This window comes from Acetobacterium sp. KB-1, from assembly GCF_003260995.1.
GTDB lineage: Bacteria > Bacillota > Clostridia > Eubacteriales > Eubacteriaceae > Acetobacterium > Acetobacterium carbinolicum.
Genome location: NZ_CP030040.1, coordinates 2,898,762 through 2,921,129 on the forward strand (window position 1 = coordinate 2,898,762; position 22,368 = coordinate 2,921,129).

Annotated in this window: 15 protein-coding genes and 1 pseudogene; 11 read left to right on the plus strand and 5 right to left on the minus strand. The window is 44.2% G+C overall.

The genetic code is table 11. The features are described 5' to 3' along the window. The first annotated feature begins 33 nt into the window (after positions 1–33). Positions 34–1,500, plus strand: coding sequence for a histidine kinase N-terminal 7TM domain-containing protein (locus DOZ58_RS13475; RefSeq protein WP_111888761.1), 1,467 nt, complete (start codon positions 34–36; stop codon positions 1,498–1,500). Positions 1,501–1,577: 77 nt separating this feature from the next. Here DOZ58_RS13475 and DOZ58_RS13480 read toward each other — a convergent pair whose 3' ends face one another. Both DOZ58_RS13480 and DOZ58_RS13485 read right to left on the minus strand, forming a co-directional pair. Beyond that, positions 1,578–3,554, minus strand: a complete 1,977-nt coding sequence (locus DOZ58_RS13480) for an FAD-dependent oxidoreductase (RefSeq protein ID WP_111888762.1) — start codon at positions 3,552–3,554, stop codon at positions 1,578–1,580. Positions 3,555–3,590: 36 nt separating this feature from the next. Then, positions 3,591–4,751: an iron-containing alcohol dehydrogenase gene (locus tag DOZ58_RS13485; protein WP_111888763.1), complete on the minus strand. Its 1,161-nt coding sequence runs from the start codon at positions 4,749–4,751 to the stop codon at positions 3,591–3,593. A gap of 303 nt (positions 4,752–5,054) precedes the next feature. Between DOZ58_RS13485 and DOZ58_RS13490 the strand changes: the two genes are divergently transcribed. The 5 genes from DOZ58_RS13490 (at position 5,055) to DOZ58_RS13510 (ending at position 11,087) form a co-directional block, all read left to right on the plus strand. Further along, positions 5,055–6,605, plus strand: coding sequence for a CdaR family transcriptional regulator (locus tag DOZ58_RS13490; protein ID WP_111888764.1), 1,551 nt, complete (start codon positions 5,055–5,057; stop codon positions 6,603–6,605). A gap of 24 nt (positions 6,606–6,629) precedes the next feature. After that, entirely contained in the window at positions 6,630–7,436 is an 807-nt protein-coding gene (gene fdhD / locus DOZ58_RS13495; protein ID WP_111888765.1) for a formate dehydrogenase accessory sulfurtransferase FdhD, read from the plus strand. Between the two features lie 86 nt (positions 7,437–7,522). Continuing rightward, positions 7,523–8,413 (plus strand): AraC family transcriptional regulator, encoded by an 891-nt coding sequence (locus tag DOZ58_RS13500; protein ID WP_111888766.1) that lies wholly within the window; start codon positions 7,523–7,525, stop codon positions 8,411–8,413. Beyond that, positions 8,406–9,326, plus strand: a complete 921-nt coding sequence (locus DOZ58_RS13505) for a DMT family transporter (protein WP_111888767.1) — start codon at positions 8,406–8,408, stop codon at positions 9,324–9,326. The genes DOZ58_RS13500 and DOZ58_RS13505 overlap by 8 nt, the downstream gene beginning before the upstream one ends. A gap of 129 nt (positions 9,327–9,455) precedes the next feature. After that, the gene (locus DOZ58_RS13510; protein WP_111888768.1) at positions 9,456–11,087 is read left to right on the plus strand and encodes a D-alanyl-D-alanine carboxypeptidase family protein; all 1,632 of its coding nucleotides are present in this window, start codon (positions 9,456–9,458) and stop codon (positions 11,085–11,087) included. A gap of 93 nt (positions 11,088–11,180) precedes the next feature. On the opposite strand, the gene DOZ58_RS13515 is transcribed toward DOZ58_RS13510, so the two are convergent. Further along, on the minus strand, positions 11,181–12,551 hold the full coding sequence (locus DOZ58_RS13515) for a PhoH family protein (RefSeq protein WP_111888769.1): 1,371 nt from the start codon (positions 12,549–12,551) through the stop codon (positions 11,181–11,183). A gap of 328 nt (positions 12,552–12,879) precedes the next feature. Here DOZ58_RS13515 and DOZ58_RS19280 point away from each other — a divergent pair. Together DOZ58_RS19280 and DOZ58_RS19285 are read left to right on the plus strand one after the other, a co-directional pair. Beyond that, positions 12,880–13,383 (plus strand): annotated as a pseudogene (locus DOZ58_RS19280) (histidine kinase N-terminal 7TM domain-containing protein); the annotation flags it as partial. Positions 13,384–13,773: 390 nt separating this feature from the next. After that, positions 13,774–15,846, plus strand: coding sequence for a putative bifunctional diguanylate cyclase/phosphodiesterase (locus tag DOZ58_RS19285; protein WP_371414209.1), 2,073 nt, complete (start codon positions 13,774–13,776; stop codon positions 15,844–15,846). A gap of 25 nt (positions 15,847–15,871) precedes the next feature. Here the strand turns inward: DOZ58_RS19285 and hydF are convergent, their stop codons facing one another. Next, positions 15,872–17,122 (minus strand): [FeFe] hydrogenase H-cluster maturation GTPase HydF, encoded by a 1,251-nt coding sequence (gene hydF / locus DOZ58_RS13525; protein ID WP_204355408.1) that lies wholly within the window; start codon positions 17,120–17,122, stop codon positions 15,872–15,874. Between the two features lie 20 nt (positions 17,123–17,142). Next, positions 17,143–18,537 carry an aspartate ammonia-lyase gene (locus DOZ58_RS13530; RefSeq protein ID WP_111888771.1) on the minus strand — a complete coding sequence of 465 codons (1,395 nt, stop codon included), beginning with the start codon at positions 18,535–18,537 and terminating at the stop codon, positions 17,143–17,145. 400 nt (positions 18,538–18,937) lie between these two features. On the opposite strand from DOZ58_RS13530, the gene DOZ58_RS13535 reads away from it, so the two are divergent. The 3 genes from DOZ58_RS13535 to DOZ58_RS13545 all read left to right on the plus strand — a co-directional run bounded on the left by DOZ58_RS13535 (position 18,938) and on the right by DOZ58_RS13545 (position 22,266). Then, a complete protein-coding gene (locus DOZ58_RS13535) occupies positions 18,938–19,738 on the plus strand; it encodes a chemotaxis protein CheW (protein ID WP_111888772.1) in 801 nt (266 codons plus the stop codon). A gap of 266 nt (positions 19,739–20,004) precedes the next feature. Further along, positions 20,005–21,141, plus strand: coding sequence for a hypothetical protein (locus tag DOZ58_RS13540; RefSeq protein WP_111888773.1), 1,137 nt, complete (start codon positions 20,005–20,007; stop codon positions 21,139–21,141). Positions 21,142–21,321: 180 nt separating this feature from the next. After that, a complete protein-coding gene (locus DOZ58_RS13545; RefSeq protein WP_111888774.1) occupies positions 21,322–22,266 on the plus strand; it encodes a serine O-acetyltransferase in 945 nt (314 codons plus the stop codon). Positions 22,267–22,368: the final 102 nt, after the last annotated feature.

Sequence of the window (22,368 nt, forward strand, 5' to 3'; positions counted from 1 at the left end):
TTTAGACATCGTTTGAATGGAATGGGAGAATAGATGAATGTAGCACTCAGTACGTTATTGATAATTTCATCTCTGGTTCAGGTAATTCTGGGGATAATCGGATTTCGTCATCGGGATATTGCCGGGGTCAAGGCGATTTCACTGTTGATGTTTGCCTTGGCGATTCATAGTTATGCTTATGGAATGGAGTTGCTAAGTTCAGATTTGGCTAGCATCTACAATTGGATTCGGGTCGAGTATATTGGGGCGGCCTTCTATCCGATCCTTATTTTATGGTTTACCAGAACCTATGCTGGCGAGCGGCGATTTGCCAATACCTATGTAATGGCAGTTGTTTTAGGCATTTGTATAATCACCTTTTTTATGGTTCAATCCAATACCACACATTATTTATACTATGCTAATCTGGAGGTGGATACGGAACTTGGATTTAGTGTTTTGGTAACCCAAAAGGGTTTATGGTATAAGATTCAGGTTGCAGCCCTTTATTTTGCAATGGGATACGCAATGGTGGTTCTGATCAATCGGTTACTCAAAACCCGGGGGGTATCGCGAAGGCGAGTTGGTCTGGTTTTGGCAGGAATGGCGATACCAGTGATTACGAGTACGATTTATTTGATGGGATGGGGAATTGGCGAAATTGATCTGCTTCCTTTTTCATTTGTTTTTTTAAGTGTGTTGATTGCCAGTGGCATCTATCGTTACGATATTCTTTTTTTTAGTGAAGTAACCCATGAAATGATTTTGGATACCATTGATGAAGCTGTGATTGTAGTGGATTGTGAGGGCTATATTTTAAAAATGAACCAGGCCACCCGTAGTTTGTTTGGAACCTTGGGACAAATTAAGCTGGGAGACCCAGTTGGACATTTTACAGTGTTGGCGCAGCTTCTTAAAATAAACCAACCGAAGTCGCTATCGATGGGTGATAAGCATTATCAGGTTCGTCTGATTCCGATTGGCAAACGTCATGGGACCATTGTGGTTTTTACCGATGTGACCGAAATAATCGAGGCAAAAAAACAGGTTGAGCTTTTGGCCATTACCGATCAACTCACTAAACTCTATAATCGTCGGCATTTTGTGGATTGTTTTGATCTGCTTAAGCAGGAGGGGATCGTCATGTTATTGGATATTGATCATTTTAAGAATGTCAATGATCAATATGGGCACCCTGCCGGGGATCAGGTTCTTCGTGAAATGGCTCAGTGCTTAAATGAACATTTTTCCGACGGTGTGGTTTGTCGCTATGGCGGCGAAGAGTTTGCTGTCATTATTGAAGGGGAAACCCTTGAAAATGCCAAAAGACGGGGCAATAAATTCAAAGAGGCTTTTCAATTCCGGCAAACCCAAGTTCCTTGTACGGTCTCCATTGGCGTATGCGCTTACGAAAAGGGAAATTATAGCAGTACCATGAATCTGGTTGATAAGCTTTTGTACCAGGCCAAAAATGCCGGGCGAAATGCTCTGGTTTCTGAGGATGCAGCAGTGAAAAATTAGTTATAAAAAATTGGCGAATACCACTAGGGGTATTCGCCAATTTTTAGATAAAAGAAGAATAGTGTGCGATTTAAGTGCTAAACTAAATGATAAGCGGCAACAAAACCGGTTTTTACGGCGTTGGCAATGCGGCCGACTTGGGCGGTATCACCAATCTTTTCGACACGGTCAAAGTTCTTGAGGATTTCATCCGCCAGCGTCTGATCTGCTTTGACACCGAGGGATAGAACCACATGATCAACAGCGAGGTCAATATGTTGGCCATCTGGTTGCTCTAATTTAATGGACTGATCTTCAATTTCAACTAGTTTGTGAGCTGGCATAAAAACAGTGCCGAAGCGCATCAGTCGGGCTTGGACATCGCTGAAACTCTGCCAGCTGGCATCGGGTCCGATGCGATCCGCCATTTCCACCACAAAGACCTCGTTGTCCTGGGTTTCTAAAAGTTCAGCCGTTTCCACCCCAGTCATGCCAGAGCCGATGACAGCTACTTTTTTACCGGTTAAGGTTACCTTCCCGGAAAGAATATCAGAACTGGTACAGACATGGGCTTTTTTAACACCCTTGATCGATTGGGGAACAATGGCTTCGGCACCGGTTCCCACAAAGACGGCATAAGGATCGAGGGCGCTTATGGCATTATGGGTTGCTGGGGTATTGAGGCGGACATCCACACCGAGCTTTGTGAGTTGCGTTTTATAATAATCAATCAGCCAGTTGATTTTATCTTTGTGGGGCGGTTTGTTGCCTAAGCAGAGCTGCCCGCCCAGTTCACTATTTTTCTCAAATAAGACGACCTTGAATTGGCGCTGCGCTAGTTTTCTAGCGGCTTCCATTCCCGCTGGCCCGCCGCCGATTACAACCACTAAACGGCCATCACCATCGCGGCGGTCATCGTTGTAGAACCATTCCCGGGCAGCCCGGGCATTGATGGCACAGGCAAAGGGTTCGCCCTTCATCCCATTTTCAATCATCGAGTCCATACAATTCAGACAGGAAATACAGCGGCGGATCTCATCGACTTGCCCAGCGGCAGCCTTATTGACCCAATCGGGATCGGCCAATAAGCCCCGGGCAATGGTAACCCCGTCGACCCGGCCTTCGGCAATGATTTTTTCGGCAAACTCAGGGTTTCTGATTACACCAACGCCAAAGACCGGTACATCCACCGCTTTTTTAACGGCTTCGGCCAGGTAGATCTTCCAGCCTTCAGCAAAAGAAATCGGCTCCCAGGCCTGATTCATAGTTTCATAAATACCAGCGGAGACATTGATCGCATCCAGACCAAAGGGGACCAGATATTTACAGATTTCTATCGCTTCATCAAGCAGCAGGCCATCTTCGGAAAAGGGGAACATTGATTCCCGCAGAAATTCATCCGCTGAGATCCGCAGCATCACCGGGTAGTCCCGCCCCAGTCGCTTGCGAATACCTTCAATAATTTCTTTAATAACGCGAGCACGGTTTTCGGTGCTGCCACCGTATTCGTCGGTTCGTTTATTCGTCAGCGGTGAAATAAACTGATTGAGCAAGTAACCATGGGCACTGTGGAGTTCAACCCCGTCGATCCCCGCTTTGTAGCAACGTTCGGCGGCATTGATATAATCCTGAACAAAGCTTTTGATTTCGGCATTGGTCATTTCCCGGCATTCGGCCTGGGTTAGCATACTTTTGATGCCGCTGGGGGAAATGGTCGCTCGTCCGCCGATCGCCATATTATCGGTTTGGCGGCCGGGATGGTGCAGCTGGATAAAGATGGCACCATCGTAAAAATGAACGGCTCGGGCCAGTTTTGTCAGCCCGGGGATGCAGTCATCGGTGGCTGCCGAGGTTTGCCGCGGCATCATCACCCCGGTTTCGTTGTTGACCCGGGTGACTTCGGTAATAATCAGGCCAGCGCCGCCTTTGGCGCGCTCGGCATAATAGGCACATTCGCATTCAGAAACAGTAGCGTTATCATGGGCTGTTCCTGAGCCCATGGCACCCATGACTACCCGGTTTCTAAGTTTTAGGGTGCCAATATTAATTGGTGATAAAAGATTTTCAAATGACATTGTGTTCTCCTTTTTTAATCTTAAAGTGACAGAAATTTATTGATAAGAATCGTAAAGCTTGCCCAGGGATTCGGTAATTACCGCTTCGGTAACGGGAACCGGGCAGAGGAAGCGTAGTCCCTCGTTGGCGACATAGTCCGTACAACCAAGAATCTGCTCCCGGGTCAGATCAAGTTCTGTAAGGGTTGGCAGGCCCAGTTCTTTCTGAAAAGTGCGAAGGTGATTGGCGACCGCCAGACCAATTTCCTGAGGGTCTTTTGATGACACGGTTAGGCCCATACAGGCACCGATTTTTTTAATCTTGTCAGGATAAACCGGGGCCGTCAGTTCAATAATGACTGGTGTTACCAGCGCACAGGCCACACCGTGGGGAATGTGGTAGGTTGCACCCAGGGAGTGGGCAATAGCATGACCAAGATGGACCATAGCATCATTAAAGGCAATGCCGGCATGGTTGCTGGCCAGGGCCAGGTTTTCCCGGGCTTCCAGATTCATGGGCTCATCGGCGGCCACCGGCAACCACTTATAAATACGCTCAATAGTGTCATAGCAAAGTACATCAGAATGGGGATTGGGTTGAATACTGGTCAGGGCTTCACATACATGAGACAAGGCATCCATACCAGTATAAAGGGTGATTGCTTTCGGCATACCCAGGGTTAATTCCGGATCGACAATGGCAAAGCTAGGTGGTGAAGGGACTCCGATTTTTTCATGAGTTTTTGTGTCACTGATGACGGCAACAAAGGTGCTTTCTGATCCGGTACCGGAAGTGGTAGGGATTAAAATCAGTTTCATCGATGGATTTGCAAGTGGCATCATTTTTCGGGTGTAATCGAGCATTTCGGCGACGTTTATATCATTTGCGGCGAGCACACTGATGCCCTTGGCGGTATCCAGAACGCTGCCACCACCGATACCTATGATACCATCGACGGCTTCGCCTTTGGCAAGATCGGCCCCGGCTTGAACAGAGTAATCCGGTGCGTCCATTTCACTGCGGTTAAATAAAATCATCTCAATACCAGCGGCCTCTAAACTGTCGACTACTTTTTGAATATGACTCAATTTTTCAACGTTTTCATCGGTTACAACTAAAACCTTACAGAATCCCAGTTCTTTTGCCACATCTCCAGTTGTGCTCACGGCACCTGCTCCGAAAGCGACCGGACATAATTGCGTGTATCGTTGTACCATCTCAAATCCTCCTTGATTTTGTTAAAGACATGTCAGTCCTATTTTGTTATCAGTATATCAGTTGCAAGCGTTTTCGTCTTTGTGAGCGTTTGAGATTTTAGTGATCGGAAAGAAGTCTGACGACAAAGGAAACTTGTAAAAACTGACAAGAAGCAGATGGTGAAATTGTAAAAGATTACAAAGAGGTGGTTGGGATCAATGGATGCGACCAGGGTTAAAGGTTTTTATTTAAGACCTTAATGTACAGGGATTTGACCTCGTGATATAATGGGTTAAATTCGAAAAGATAGTAAGGTGGTTCTGATGGCAGTAACACTTAAAAAAATTATTTCGGTCTTGAATGGGCGTTCCCTTAAAATGATCAGTAGTGGCGACGGCGAAAACATTGAGATTAAAGGCGTTGACTATTTTACGGAGCAGCTCACAGATTTATCGCCTGACGAGGTCTATGTTCTAAAAGGGTCAGAAATTTACCGACGGCCACTGGGGAATAAGAATTACTTTATCATCATTGAGAATGAGCCGCTGGACGAAAAACAACTCCGCGAAAACAATGCCATTCTGGTCGATAAAGAGTGGGAACCGGAACGTGTGGTCAGACAGATAAGACAATTATTTGAGGATCAGTATCGGGTTGGTGACAGCTCAATAAAAATTCTAAAGGCTTGCCAGAAAGGCGCAACCATCCAGCAACTACTCGATCTGGGCTACCAGATGCTTTGTAATCCGTTACTTCTGGTGGACGTTTCACTTTGTTTTATTGCCCATTCCGGAGGCAATAATATTGAAAATGAACCGCTCTGGGAATGGACCCTTTCTAAGGGATATGTCAATAAAGAGTACGCCCGCTCAGTGATGACCGACGACTCTCAAACGGACATGCTTGAGGGGGATACGGTGCTGGTCATCTGGGAAACCGGTCTGTTAAACCATCGCCAATTGGTTGGCCGGGTTTTAGACAATAATCGCCCGCTGGCATATCTCAAACTGTTGGAATATCATCATCCGATTAGCGAAAGTGATAAGGAAATTTTAATTATGCTGTGTCATGCGGTGGCCATGACGATGGCGCACATAAATGGTAGCAGTCATGTCGCAAGTTCACTTAGTGATACCTTCTTGATTGCCCTTTTGAATCAGAAAATGTATGATCACAGGGCCATTGAGGAACGGGAAAGAATCTATGGGTTGAAGCTCTATAAAAATCTCTTCGCTCTGGTCATTCGCATTGATAATCGCCAGAATACCAACGATCGCCTGTATTATTTAAAACGGATCTATCAGAATTTCTTTAATCGTCAAACGGTGATCATTTACAATGGACAATTGGTGATTTTGCTTGACACGATGACCGAAGAAATCCAGAATGAACGGGAAATGGCTTCTTTTGAGAGTTTACTGGAAGAAAATGACTGTACTGCCGGGATCAGCAAAATATTTTATCATCTTTATGATTTTTGTGAACACTATAAACAGGCGCACAACGCGCTGAATTTAGGGGATCAGCTAAAGAAGCCGGGTCGAATCAGAAGTTATGACGAACTGATTATTCCCCATATGATCCTCAGCTTCAGAGGTGAGACAAACATTAAGAATTTAATCCATCCGGTGGTAAGAGCACTAAAAGAATTGGATGAGAAAAAAGGCAGCAGTTTTTTAAAAACCCTGGTTGCCTATATAAATCATAATCAGGACACCACCCTGACGGCTAAAAGTCTGCATATTCACTATAATACCCTGAAATATCGGATTAATCGGATCATTGAAATAACCGATCTTGATTTATCTGACAGTGAAACCTTGTTTAAGATTCAACTTTCCGTGAAAGTGGATGATATACTCGATTGTATATAGTAAAAAAGTGGAGAAAGAAGCGCGATGAAAATAATCAATGAAACCCACAGTTTAAATTTAAAAGAAGATTTTTCAATCGAACGATTACGGCTACAGGCAGATCATCAGTTGATCGGTGAAAAAATGACTGATCTGGTGATTGTAGAACATCATCTAAACGCCTATATCAACGATCAATTGGCCTTTAAGCTGGTTTGCACGCCAGAAAAACTGGATGCCCTGGTGATGGGGTTTCTCCTCAGTGAGGGCTACATTGAAAACTTTGCTGAAATTGAATTTATTTATGTCTGCGAAAGTGGGGAGCGCGTTAAGGTCCAGCTAAATAAACCGCTGGTATTACCAGAAATTAGCCATGACACTGGCAGCAACTCGATTTCTTGTGGCAATAACCAAAAAATCCGTCAGGCTGCTTATAAAAAAAGCCTGGTTCCCTTGCCGGTCCATGACTGGTCCCACGAAACAGTGTTGATGCTGGCTAATGCCTGTAACCAAAATGCCGGACTATTTGCCGAAACCGGCGGAACCCACTGCTGTGCCATGAGTATAGCTGGGGAACTGGCTTTTATCTGTGAAGATATTGGCCGCCACAATGCGGTGGATAAAGCCATCGGCCAGGCCGTAATGGCAGAACAAAACCTTGGTGAGGCGATCCTCTTTACCACCGGTCGGATTCCCTCGGATATGGTCATAAAAGCGATCAGAAGCCGAATCCCGGTGATTGCTTCTCATTCAGCCCCCACCGATGAAGCTGTTTTACTGGCCCGCCAGTTTAATCTCACCCTGATTGGCTTTGTCAGAGGCAAAAGAATGAACCTTTACGCAGGAAAGTAATTTCCTGTTTTTTTTCGTAACTGCAATATCATCCAAGAGATTAAATCAGATCAATGTTACACTGGGATAGAAACGGAGGTAGCGTGATGAAACACCATGAAGAACGGATCGTGCGTTATGATCACACCCTGAAAATAGAAGCCTTTCGACTAAAAGGCATTATTCAAAAATTCCCCAATCACTTTCATGAGCATTATGTGATTGGCTTTATTGAAAGTGGACAGCGAAAACTGTCCTGTAAGAACAAAGAATACCGGGTCGGTCCGGGAGATTTATTACTTTTTAATCCCTACGACAACCATTTTTGCGAACAAATTGATAAAAACCCGCTGGACTACCGGTGTATCAACATCAAACCGGGAATAATGAGGGACGTGGTCTTAGAAATTACCGGGAAGCAGGATACGCTTTATTTTAAACAGCCGGTGGTATGTCGGTGCGAGCAGGTAAAGGCACTAGCGGAACTGCATCAAATGTTGATGCTGGAAGAAAAAGAATTTAACAAGGACGAAGCCTTTCTATTTTTGATTGAACAACTGGTGGAAGAATATGGAAACTGGGAATCAGATCGTGATCGGGTGAAAATCAATGAAGACATTGAAACGATCTGTGATTACCTGGAAGAACATTTTAAGGAGCGGATCTCATTAGATGATTTATGTGCCTTAATCGGATGCGGCAAATATTATCTGGTACGGGCGTTTACAAAAACAAAGGGAATCACACCCTATCGATATCTGGAGACAGTACGCATCAATCAGGCTAAGCACTTGCTGGAAAATGGGGTGGAACCGATTGAAATAGCCCACCAGACGGGCTTTTCGGATCAGAGTCACTTCTCCAATTTTTTCAAAGAATTTATCGGAATTACCCCCAAACAATATCAGAAAATTTTTATCCCGAATACTTTACAAACCCTAATTCAAAAATCTGGAAAGGTAAAGATGGGGACGAAGGGAGTAAAAATTGATGCGTGAACACCGACTGAGTGGCCATCTGGCTGCGGCGTTTACCATTTTTATCTGGGGGATAACCTTTGTTTCGACAAAGATTTTACTCGATGTCTTTACGCCCATCGAGATTCTGGTTTTTCGATTCGCCATTGGGTATATCGCCCTGACCCTTGTCTATCCGCAACGAATGGGCATTCGCAGCAGGTCTGAGGAAGTTCTTTTGATGGGCGCCGGTCTGTGTGGGGTAACGCTTTATTTTTTGCTTGAAAACATTGCCCTCACCTATACCTATGCATCCAACGTCGGGGTGATTATTTCGATTGCACCCTTTTTCACGGCTATTTTGGCCCATTTGTTTTTGGCTGGCGAAAAATTGAGCCTGAATTTTTTCATCGGCTTTATTGCTGCCATCATGGGAATTTTTCTGATCAGCTTTAATGGGATCATGGTGCTGCAACTCAATCCCATTGGTGATTTGCTGGCGGTACTGGCGGCCGGGGTGTGGGCAGTTTATTCGGTGCTCACCAGGAAGATAAGTGGTTTTGGTTATCACCCCATTCAAACCACCCGGCGGATCTTTTTTTACGGGATATTATTTATGATGCCAGCCCTGCCTTTTTTTAATTTCAATTGGAGTTTTAAACCATTTGCCCAACCGGTTTATCTTTTTAATATGTTATTTTTGGGATTACTGGCGTCAGCACTTTGCTTTGTCACCTGGAGTCTCGCAGTCAAGCGGCTGGGTGCCACGAAGACCGCAGTTTATATTTATCTGGTGCCGGTAATCACCGTGGCAACATCGGTGATTGTCTTGCAGGAAAGACTTACCGGAATGGCTGTTCTGGGCATTACACTGACGCTATTGGGATTGTTCATTTCAGAAAAGCAGAGCGCCCCGGGTAAAAGCACGAGCGAACAACCCGAAAAGAGCAGCTAAAAAGTCCAGCAGACATGATTCAAGTAAAAAACAAATTATCTGACCATTCTCATGATTTATGATAGAATAAATTATGAGAATGTTTTTTTATGAGATGACATGTGATCGATAAAAGAAAGGTTGAATGAAATGTTAAAATTAAGGTCAATTAGAATCGTATGGATTGGTTTATTCTGTCTGGCTTTATTAATGGGGATGACGCCGCTGTTAAGTAGCGTTAAAGCGGAGGATCGTACGGCGCATGATGAAAACGATATCAATTCGGATTCGCAGGGTCAGGCGACGACTTCGGAGCCCGCGGCAAGTGCTACGATAGGCTGTTCCTATCGCACCCATGTCCAGAATGTCGGATGGCAGAGTTTTGTCAGCAATGGCGTGATGAGTGGAACAGAAGGTCAGGGACTTCGTTTAGAGGGGATTGAAGTGAAGCTGGAAAATGTCACCGCGGATGTGGGGGTGGAATATACCACCCATGTGGAGAATATCGGTTGGCAGAATTATGTAAAAAATGGGTCCATGAGCGGGACCTCCGGTCAGGCCCTTCGTCTGGAAGCTATCAAAATCCGACTGACCGGGGTTGATGCTGCGAATTACGATCTTTACTATCAGGTTCACGCCCAGAATTTTGGCTGGCTGGATTGGGCCAAAAATGGTAGCAGTGCCGGAACCGAAGGATTTGGCTTTCGGCTGGAGGGGATTAAAATCATGGTTGTTCCGAAAGGTGATCCGGCACCGGGTGCAACAGACCGTCCGTTTGTCACCACAAATCTTCAAATGACCTATCAGACCCATATCCAGAACATTGGTTGGGAGGGCTTTAAACAAAATGGTGAATTAAGCGGAACCACCGGCCAGAATCTTCGCCTGGAAGCGATTGAAATTAAAAATGATAATTCTGAAAGTAATGTCGGGATAAAATATCAAACTCATGTCCAGAATGTCGGCTGGCAGGGCTTCAAACAGGACGGCGAAATGAGTGGGACTTCGAATCAGGGTCTTCGTCTGGAGGGCATTCAAATCCAGTTGACCGGTGTCAATGCCGATCTTTTTGAAGTTTATTACGCCGCCTATGTGGAAGGTTTTGGATGGATGCCCTGGGTGATGAATGGCGAAAGTGCGGGAACCGAAGGTCTGGGCCTGAGATTGGAGGGGATTCGGATTCTGGTCCAACTAAAAGGATCAGGTGGCCCCAAAAATTTAGAAAATGCCTTGGGTTCGATGCCCCAGTTGGTTAATAAAAACCACAGTCTCTCCCAGGATTATGTTCCGGATGATCTGGTCTGGGTTAGTTTGCCATCCACCCGGGATACCCAGCTCCGGGCTGAGGCTGCCCAGCATTTAATAAAGCTATTTAATGGCGCCAGTGCTCAAGGATTAACCCTCTACTGTTCTTCCGGGTATCGCTCCTATGCGACCCAGGCATCCCTTTATCAATGGCATCTGGAGACGTATGGGGTGGCCGGAGCGGAACTGCTCAGTGCCCGGCCGGGAATGAGTGAGCATCAATTGGGACTCGCCATGGATGTCACATCGGCAACCGTTTCCTTTGATCTGGTGGAAGGCTTTGGTGCCACAGCAGAAGGTCAGTTTGTCAGAGACCACGCCCATGAATATGGGTTTATTGTTCGCTATCCCCAGGGAAAAACCCATATTACCGGGTATGCTTACGAACCTTGGCATCTCCGCTACCTGGGTGTTCCGGTGGCAACCACCATTTACAACAGTGGCAAAACGATGGAAGAGTTTTATGGGATTTATTAAAAAAAACGGGCCGGTCATTTTCGGTTTAATAATAAGGGAGGTGAGGTAGTCAACGCTTGACTACCTCACCTCCCGTTTTTTACAGCTGTTGTTTTACATGCGTTGGGTTGCATCAAATGCTAGTGCCGAACGTAAACACTCATCAGCATGCATGGTCAATTGGAAACACAGGGGACTGCCCTTCATTCGGTCAGAAGCATAGCTTAAACCATTGGTTTTTTCATCCAGTAAAGGGTGGTCGATCTGTTGTGGGTCACCGAGTAAAATCACTTTGGTACCCTTGCCGACACGGGTTATAATTCCTTTAACTTGTTTGGGGGTGAGGTTCTGGGCTTCATCGATAATCAGGTAGGTGTGAGTAATGGAGCGGCCCCGGATGAAATTCATCGCTTCGGCGGTAATAATGCCGCGTTCAAAAAGCTCTTCAATTTTTTTTCGCATTTCGATTTCATTCTGGAACCGGGATTTGTCACTGCGATCCATCAGAACTTCCAGATTATCAATAATGGGGCGGAGAAGCGGAGCAATTTTCTCCTGCTCATTGCCGGGAAGAAAGCCAATTTCATCATCAAATTGAACATTGGGTCGGGTTACTAATATCTTGCGATAGCCCGTAAAATCCGGGTCTAAGGTTTGATGGAGACCGACAGCCAGAGAATAGAAGGTTTTCGCCGTTCCAGCAGTGCCCTTCACAATGACCAGTGGTGCGGTTTCGGCGTCCTGCATCAGGGCTTCCTGTAAAAAACGCTGGCCGACATTTTTAGGTTTTACCCCAAAAGGTTCCTGATTCTGGCTTTTTAAACCAACAATCTTTTTGCCATTATATCGGCCAAGAAGGGTTTTTCTTTCATTGATATCAGAATGGATAATAAAAAACTGATTATATTCAGGGACAACAGCCGTTTTATTTTTATGGGCATCCAGATAATATAAATTTTCAATGGCGATTCCTTTTTTCTTTAAATCTTCCATTTTTTCGTCTGGGACATACACTTCCATGCGTCCGGTGTATTGGTCCTGCAAAAGAGGGGATTGTTCGGCGGTGAAATCCTCGGTGGGGATCGAAAGCATCTGGGACTTTAAGCGGAGGAGAATATCTTTTGTGATTAGAGTTACCGGCTCGTCCTGATTAATGAGACCCTTGCAGACTTTTAAAATCCGGTTATCATTGGAGTTGCTCTGAAAACCATAAGGAAGATCAATTGAAGCGAAATTTGCTTCGATCTTAACTGTTCCGCCATTGTCCAGACTGACGCCTTCAAACAAATTACCCCTTTGTCGCAATTGCTCCAAAAAGCGGATGGACTGTCGGGAGTTGGCGCCCCGCTCACCGTCCTCGTTTTTAAGTTTGTCCAAATCTTCCAGCACGGCAATGGGCAGCACAATTCGGTTATCCTCGAAGGCGAACAGCGCATGGGGGGATTGAATCAATACATTGGTATCAAGTACATACGTTTTTGGCATAAAAAACCTCCATAAAATCTATTTTATGTTTTGCAGTTTCAAGTTGAGTGTACACCAAAAAATCACGAAGAAGGTTTGGAACATGTTAAATATTTAAGACCAAGTCAGATGAGCAGATATTTGAAAGATTAGAAAATTTATGGGTATGAATCAAAAATACAGCGACATCTTAATTCTTGTGATCAAAATCTTGTCATAGGAAAGGAGCAATTGTGGAAGCATTACCATTACTGATTTCGTTTATATTTTTCATGCTTGGTTGCAGCTATGGTTTTTTTGGCAGCTATGTTGTTTTGAATAATTCAAAAGAAAAAAGTTATCGACTTTTTTTGTATTGTGTACTTTTATGAGTGTCTGGGCTATTGGTTTTGCTCTGGCTGTTTCGGCTCCGGATCATGAGACCTGTTTATTCTGGCGGCGGGTTTCGGCATTGGGCTGGGGAACCTTTCCGGGAATTCTCCTGCATTATTTGTTAATTCTGACCCACCGGAATAAGCTGTTAAAACAGGGGTGGCTTTATTTTCTGATCTATATACCGGCGGCAGTGATAATTTACGTTTTTGCGCTGGCCCGGAACTTAGCCATTATTCAGTATAACTTAGTAAGTACGTCCTTTGGATGGATCAATCATTTGGGAAATAATGTCTGGGATCAGTTTTATAACCTATACTACTTTGGCTGCATCCTGGTGGGGCTGGTGCTATTAGCTGACTGGACAAAAAACACCCAAAATCAGCACAATAAAAAACAGGGACGATTTATCTTGCTGTGTTTTTTCGTTTCGCTTGGAGTAGGCATTATTTTAGAGGTGTTTAGTCAACTATTTTTGACCATCGCTGTTTTTCAGTTGATTCCAAATATCATGTACATCGTGACGCCTGGTATTTTTTATTCAATAAAAAAATACGGATGGGTGAAAATGAAGGCATTTAGCAAGGACGAAATAATTTTAAATACAGCTTCACGTAAAAAAATCTATGATTATCTGACCGGGGCCTTTATTGCGGGCAGCTTTTTAAATATCATTTCTCAGTATTTTTTGGAAAAACGCGGCGATCTCACGGTAATTTTGCAATTCAGCAGCCTGCTTTTGATTATCGGACTGGCCGTTCAGATCATTCAACGGATGGCGATAGTGAAGAAGTATCAGAATAAGATTATTCTGGCGATTCTGGTAGCTGTCATTCCGGTGATCACGCTCCGGTTTATCAGTTCAGCCAGTATGACGATCTGGGCATTTCCCTTTATCCTGATTTTGATTGCCCTTGTATTTAATAATCGTATTGCCATCGTCGGGATTACCGTATCAATATTTTTAACTCAGATTCTGGTATTTATCATCAATCCCCAGGTGATTGTGAATATTGATAGCAAGGATCATATCGTTAGAATCGGTCTGTTTGGCATCGGGATTTGGGTCGCCTTTTTTGTCAACGATTTATACGTTAAGCGTTTGAAAGAGAATACTGAACAAATTAAGATTCAAAAAATGGTCGCCCAGGTATCCACCGATTTTTTGAATGTTAATAAAGAAAATTTTGATGTGATAACCGATAAATGGTTGGCTAAAAGCGGCGATATTTTTGACGTAGATCGGGCCTGCCGATGCTTTTTTAGTGAGGATAAAAAAAGGTTCAACTGCAAGAGTGAGTGGCGAAGAGAAGGGCTTGGGTCTCACAAAAAAAAACATCAGGATATGGCCGTAGCGGATGCTCCGGACTGGATTAGTGAAATATTGGCCAATAAAGTCGCTTATCGTTTTGATAAAGAAAGTAAGCCGGGAGAAAAAAATGACGATGATCAGGATTTACACTATTGCAGCAATGTGACCATAGCCATCCCCATTGCCTACAAGGGCGATGTTCGGGGGTTTTTGGCCTTTAATATCGATAAAGAAGAGAAAACGATTAGCGACAAGCATAAGGATCTACTGGAAATTATCGCCAATCTTTTAGCTGACGCGATGTTAAAGATTGAGTCAGAAAAAGAGATTGCCTATCTCGCCTACTATGATCAGCTAACGGGAAGGCCTAACCGGTTACTCTTTGGCGAACGTGTTGCAGAGCAAATTGAAATAGCCAAAAAAACAGAAGAAATGATCGGAATCATCTATTTGGATATTGATAGCTTTAAAACCGTCAATGATATCATGGGCCATGAGGGTAGCAGTGAACTTTTGGTTCAGGTTAGTCAGAAGTTGGTCCGATCAATAAAGCAAACCGATACGGTTTGTCGTTTTGAGGGAGACGGATTTTTAATCATGCTAAGTAATATTTCCCGCGAAAAGGAGGTCGTAAAGGTAACCAGCCGGATGACCGGTTTATTTAAGCATGCCTTTATCGTCAATGGCCAGGAATTCTATATCTCTGCTAATGCCGGTGTTGCGATTTATCCGAAGGATGGAGAAACGACCGAAGAATTGATAAAAAATGCCGATATTGCCATGTATAAGGCGAAAGAAAAGGGAAAAAACAATTATGTATTATGTTCATTACTGATTAAAGAAGAAGTGAAGTTAAGAAATAAGCTCACCAGCAATTTGTATCATGCTTTGGAAAATAAGGAATTGCAGGTTTACTATCAACCACAGGTTTGTTTGCAAACCGGAAAGATCGTCGCCGTCGAGGCATTGCTGAGATGGAATCATCCTGAATTGGGGATAATTCTACCCAAGGTGATCATTCCTCTGGCCGAACAAACGGGGCTAATTAATCCCATTGGCGAATGGGTGTTAAAAACAGCATGCAGTCAAAATAAAGCTTGGCAGGACAGTGGTCTGCCTCAGGTACGGATCGCTGTTAATATCTCAGCTAGCCAATTTGGAAATCCGATGCTGATTGGCATGATTAAAAAGATACTAAAAAAAGCCGATTTAAAACCGAAGCATCTGGAATTGGAGCTGACCGAAAACATTGCCATCAACAAATCCAGCTATGTTATTTGTATATTAAGCGAGCTAAAAAAGCTGGGGGTATATCTTTCCATTGATGATTTCGGCACCGAATACTCATCTCTGAGCCGATTAAAAGGACTGCCTGTTGACCAGCTGAAAATTGATAAGCAGTTTATTGATGGCGTCGTCGGAAATGAAAAAGATCAGGCGATCGTCAATACAATTATCCAGCTGGCTAAAAATCTGGGAATAAATGTAATTGCCGAAGGAGCTGAAACCGAAGAACAGGTTAATTTTCTAAAAGAAAATCAGTGTGACACGATACAGGGCTTCTATTACTATCATCCATTGCCGGCAGATGAGATGGCAGCGGTGCTGCGACAAAATGGGTCGACATCCTGATTAAGGCATCAGGATGTCGGTTTATTCAGTTTAACTGATTTTCTTCCAAGGCCAGTTTGGCGGCCGGGAAGGGCTCCAGAGCTCGGCTTAAGATGCCCTGTACATAGGCAATCAGCATCCCGTAGTTGGTGATGTGAACCCCTTTATTTCTGGCGGTGTGAACCCGGTACTGCATTTCCCGGCGGTTGAGCATACAGCCGCCGCAGTGGACAATAACCGCATATTCGCCAATATCCTTGGGATAATGAGCGCCCGAAGCCCAGTGAAATTCAATATCACAGCCGGTAATCTGGCGGATCCAGCGAGGGATTTTGACCTTGCCAATATCATCGGCCTGGCGGTGATGGGTACAGCCTTCGACGATCAGCACCTTATCCCCGGGGGCTAATTGTTCAATCCGTTTGATCCCCTTAACCATTTCGGCCAGATCCGTTTTTTGGCGGGCAAACAGGATCGAAAAGGAGGTCAGCGGTATATCGGCTGGGGTGTCGGCCGAGACCTTCAGAAAGGCCTGGGAATCAGTGATGACAAGAGCTGGAGGCTTAGCCAGGTTTTCCAGGGTGTGTTTTAGCTCGTGTTCCTTGGTGATCATGGCCACCGCATCTTTTTCAAGGATGTCCCGGATGGTTTGCTGCTGGGGCAGAATCAGTCGGCCTTTGGGAGCGGATTTGTCGATCGGGGTAACCAGTACCACCATATCACCGGATTCGATCAGATCCCCAACCAGCGCTGGTTCGACATCTTCATAGTTGGCGTGGTCGATGATCATTTGCTTAACGGCTTTAATCCCGCTACCATTATAAACACTGGTAAAGGATAAGGGGATTTTAAGTGTTTTTTTCAAAGCTTCAATTTCTTCAGGAGCAGGACAACCCTTATCGGCTTTATTAAGCACAAAAACGCTGGGGATTTTTCGCTTAATTAACTGGTCAATAAATTCTTCTTCAAATTCAGTAATGCCGGTTTCAATATCAGCGACCACAATGGCAAAATGACATTTCCTGAGCACCTCGTAGGTTTTTTCAATTCGCAACATCCCCAGTTCTCCGGTGTCGTCCAGACCGGCGGTGTCAATAAAGACGACCGGGCCAATCGGCAGCAGTTCCATGGTTTTGTAAACCGGGTCAGTGGTGGTTCCGGCCACATCCGAAATAACCGCCACCGATTGGTCGGTGAGGGCATTGATCAGCGAAGACTTTCCAGCATTTCGTTTGCCAAAAAGACCAATCGCCATCCGGCTGGACATGGGGGTTTCATTCATGCTATTCACATTCATAACTTTTTATTTCCTTTCGATCAGTGCTTTTTATCTGTACTGGGTGAGGTCAGTCGTTCCGGTTTTAAAAGGGCCTCGAGTTCAGCCGCGGTCATCCAATTTTTTTCAAGGATAATATCGCGAATGGATTGTCCCGTTTCTTTTAATATCAGGGCCGCTTCGGTGCCCTTGTCATACCCGAGAATGGGCGTGAGGGCAGTGAGCATCACGGTACTGTTTTCCAGATTTTCCCGACAGGTTTGCGTGTTGGCGGTGATTCCCTCAATGCAGCGTTTAATAAAGATCGGCAGGGTGTGATCGAGCAGATTAAGTTCTTCAAACAGATTTTTGGCAATCACTGGCAGGAAGGCATTGAGTTCTAATTGCCCCGACATGGCGGCCAGAGTAATCGCGGTGTCATTGGCGATAATCTGAAAGGCCACCTGATTGACAGCCTCAGGAATGACCGGATTGACCTTTCCCGGCATAATTGAAGACCCGGCCTGCGCTGCGGGTAAGGTGATTTCACCAATGCCGGTGTAAGGGCCCGAGGAAAGCAGTCGCAGATCATTGGCAATTTTGGACAGGTTGACGGCGGCGGTTTTTAACAGGCCGGAAACTTCCACAAAGACATCGCAGTTCTGGGTCGGATCCATCATGTAATCGGTCCGGGCCAGGCTGATGCCGGTGAGATCCCGGAGTTTTTCAATCATCGTAAAGATGTAAGAACGGGGCGCATTTAATCCGGTGCCTACGGCAGTACCACCGATGTTTACCTGCCTGAGTCGTTCTTCGGCTTTGTAAAGTCGCCAGCGATCCCGGGAAATAGCCTGAGCCCAGGCGCCAAACTCCTGGCCCAGGGTTACCGGTACCGCATCCTGAAGCTGAGTCCGTCCGGCTTTGATGACCCGGGAGAATTCTTCTTCTTTTTCCTGGAGCGCTGATTGCAGGTTGGCAAAGGATTCAGCCACCGGCTTTAACAGTCGGATGGCGGCAATCCGTACCGCCGTTGGAAAGACATCATTGGTGGATTGGTGAAGATTGACATGATCCAGGGGATGAATCAAATGATAATCTCCTTTTTGTCCGCCCAGGCGCTCAATGGCCCGGTTGGCAATCACCTCGTTGACATTCATATTGGCAGAGGTGCCGGCGCCCCCCTGCATACAATCCACGACAAACTGGCTTCGCAGCGCGCCGGCTAGGATCTCGTCACAGGCTGCCGTGATGGCTTCGCCCTTTTTTGCATCCAGGGCACCAATGCTAATATTGGTAAGGGCTGCCGCTTTCTTGATCACCACCAGGGCTTCCACTAACTCTTTATGAATGGGAATGCCGGTGATAGAAAAATTTTCCCGGGCCCGAACGGTATGGATGCCGTAGTAAGCATCAACGGGCACGTCCCGTTGGCCCAATAAATCGTGTTCTGTTCGCATTTTTTTCCTCATTTCAACAAAATCAAAGATAAAAAAACTCTCTTTCCGAAAAAAGGACGGAAAGAGAGCGTAATAGCATTAGGATGTTTATTAAAATAAAATATAAAAAATATTAAATCAAATAAACTTGCCAATTTCGCACCTTTCCGGTCAGAAAAATCTTTTCGGTCAGGATAATAGCAACAATATAACGTTTTCAGTTTAATAAGGCAATCTTAGCATTGTTTGGTGGGTTTGTCAAAGTCGGGTTAGGGTATTATTTTGCAATAGCGACAGCGGTGTTTTTTTCTTAAAATTAACAATCTTTTTTCTTGACTATTTAAGCAGGTTTAACTAACATAGAGTTTAACGAGTTTGTAATAAACATTTAATCAACACAATATAAATCGGGAGGCCTGCAATGAGTGAATTAGAGACAACAACATACCCATGGGCGCTTTTTAATCTGGAACAGAGTGTCTATGGTGTGTCCAGTCAGTACATTCAATCCATTTTTATTATCGAAAATTTAATTCGGATGCCAGGTATGTCCGACTACATGAAGGGAGCAGTTAATTTACGGGGGAGAATTGTACCAATTATTGATACCCGGAAATTTTACGGTCTGCCGACAGTAGAAGAGGAAATTGCAAAATTAAAAATGCTAATGAAAACCCGAAAGGAAGATCATATCAACTGGCTTAATGAACTGGAAAACTCCGTTTTGGAAAAGCGTGAGTTTAAGCTAACCACAGATCCGCATGCCTGTGCCTTTGGCAAATGGTATGATCACTTTGAAACGAATGACCTGACCTTAAATCATTTGTTGAAAAAATTTGACGCGCCACATAAACAAATACATGCCGTGGGGGTTGAGGTTCGAAACCTTGTTGATAAGGGCGAATATGACAAAGCTTCGGAAACCATTAACAAAGCCAAAAACCGCGAATTAAAAAAAATGATTAACCTTTTTAATTCGTTATGTAGGGAATATTCAGATACCAAACGGGAAGTTGTCATTGTTCTTGAAGATTCCACAGGTAGCAAAGAAATCGGACTGACTGTAGATGAGGTATTTGCTATCGAACCGATTGAAGAAGATCGGGAAACCACCTTGGATTCGGTGACCCATCAATCTCACGAAAGTTTATTTTTAGGGAAGCGTTCCAAGGACGGCTCGCCAGTATTTATTTTAGATGAGCAATATTTCCTGAACTTATAAAAATTCAGCTAAAAACTGTAATCTTAGAGTTAATGCTTAAAAAAGACGTGCTAAAACATAATTACAAAAAAAGAAGGTGAGGAAAACGCGCCTTCTTTTTTTGTGTTTAATAAATCGAGAAAGGATAACAGTCTTTAAAATTAAGAAGGTTTAAGAGACGTATAATCACTTGGAAGGGCCGTGCTTATTTAGCAGCGATGAAAAAAAGTGTGATTTAGTAAAAAAAACGGGTAAATACTTTATAAATCAGAGAGGAGGATTTGTAGATGAACTATCAAATCATTAGAGAATTTCCCCATCCCATGATGGAAAAAGGAAAGAGGCCGGTTATTTCCATCTATGTGGAAACAAACATAAAGAAACCGGATCGTCTGGAAAATCCCATCCGTTTTAAAAATCTCGTCAAAGAAGTCCAGGCTTCATTAAAAGACAAGGAATTCAAAGGATTTAAAGAGTTGTTTTTGCTGTTTAAAGAAATGGAGGAGGATGCATTGTTCTGGGAAGGTGCCACTGAAAGTTTGGCAATTCTGGGTGATGAAGAAGAATGCATTGTCTATAAGCTGCCAGTAAAAACAAAAAGCCTGGCAATTGTGTCAGACAGCTATTATATAAAACCGATCTTAAGGAGTTTTCAATCTTATGGTCATTATCACGTGTTAGGACTCAATCGGGATAATTTTATCCTCTATGAAGCTGATCGCTATGGAATCCATGAAATACCGGTGGCAGAACAAGACTCAACCATGGAAGGGGTTTTGGGAACCGAAAAAACCGCTCCTCATCTTTCCGTGGCCAGTATTGGTGGAGACCAAGCGATGTATCATGGCCATGGCGGTGCCAAAGATGAGCGGAAGGTTGATCAGGAAAAATTTTTCCGTTATGTTGATGCCTTTATTCTAGAACAGTATTCCCATACATATAAGATACCACTGATCCTGGTGGGGTTAGATGAACATCAGGGTGAATTCAGAAAGCTGTCAAAGAATAATTATCTGATTGATCACGGGATAAAAATTGATGGCGTGTCACTGGATAAAAAGAGTTTTCAAGAAAAAATCCAAAGCGTGATGAAGGAACTGTTTAAAAAGGAATTAAAAGAACGAATGGACATTTTTACCGAAGCTCACGCCAAGGACTTGGGGTCCGATGATTTGGTCCAAATTGGTAGAGCCATTGCCGAAGGTCGGGTCGCCACCCTATACCTGGAGGAAAACACCGTTCATCCGGGACTTTTTGATCCCAATCAGGGCACTATCGTCCAGGGCAAAATTGAGAACCCCCGAGTCGGGGATGTCTACGATGACATGGCTGAGGTGGTTCTGAGCCGGGGCGGTGAGGTGTTGATTTTAGAAAAGGAAGAGATGCCAACCCAAAGCGATCTTGCTGCGGTATATAGGTACTAACTACCAGGTAAGAAATAAAACCGAGGATTAACCCCTAGAATTTAAAGGGGTTAATCCTTGTTGTTTTTCCAGACTTAGATGGATTTTGTAGTATAATAAAGATAAATTTTTAAGGAAACTTAATTTGGTTTAATGATCGATTCAAAAGAACAAAAATAAGAGAAAAGAGAAGGTAACGTCATGAGTAACGAATATAAAACAAAAATAGGCGTCCTGGTAGACAGTATTTCAGAGAGTTATAAAAAGGAATGTTATATAGCGCCCCATGATTTAGGCTTTTTACCCAACCGAAGTGTGATTATCGATACAACAAAAGCCTTGCGGCAGCTTGTTTTCCCCAGTTATTTTGGTAGAACTAATTTTCGCAGAGAAATACAGGATTACCACATTGGAGAGTTATTGGTCTGTATTATTGAAAGTCTGACCAAACAGTTTGCCCTGGCACTTAAGCATCAGGCCGGGGGAGCAGAAAATCGGGATGAAGAACATTATCGACTGGAAGCGGAAAGAATCTGCTACGAATTTATGAGCAAAATCCCTCAGATCCGGGAGTTTCTGGCAACCGATGTGATTGCCGCCTTTGATGGAGATCCTGCTGCAAAGAGTAAAGATGAAATTGTGTTTTGTTATCCGGGCGTTTTTGCTATCAGCATTCACCGCCTCGCTCATGAACTTTACAAACTCTCGGTGCCACTGATCCCCAGAATTATGAGTGAATACGCTCATAATATTACTGGTATTGACATCCATCCCGGGGCCACCATCGGCAAGTATTTTTTCATTGATCATGGCACTGGTGTGGTTATTGGGGAAACCGCCATTATTGGTGAGCATGTAAAAATTTATCAGGGTGTGACCCTGGGGGCACTCTCAACCCGAGGTGGACAAAAATTAAGAGGGGTGCGACGCCATCCCTGTCTGGAAGATGAGGTGACCGTTTACTCAGGGGCCTCCATTTTGGGGGGCGAGACGGTTGTTGGAAAAGGGGTTGTCATTGGCAGTAATGTATTTATTACAAAATCAGTGCTGGAAGGGACAAAGGTTAGCATAAAAACACCAGAACTCCATTTTTCTGGACATGAAACAAAGGAACAGTCCATGGCAGCCTTTGATTGGGTAATTTAAATCATCACAGGCATAACTAAAAAGTGGTACTTTGGGCGTGTTTTAATCCGCTTACCTTATAATAAAAGCACATTAAAAAAGTTTCAAAATCTAATTGGATTT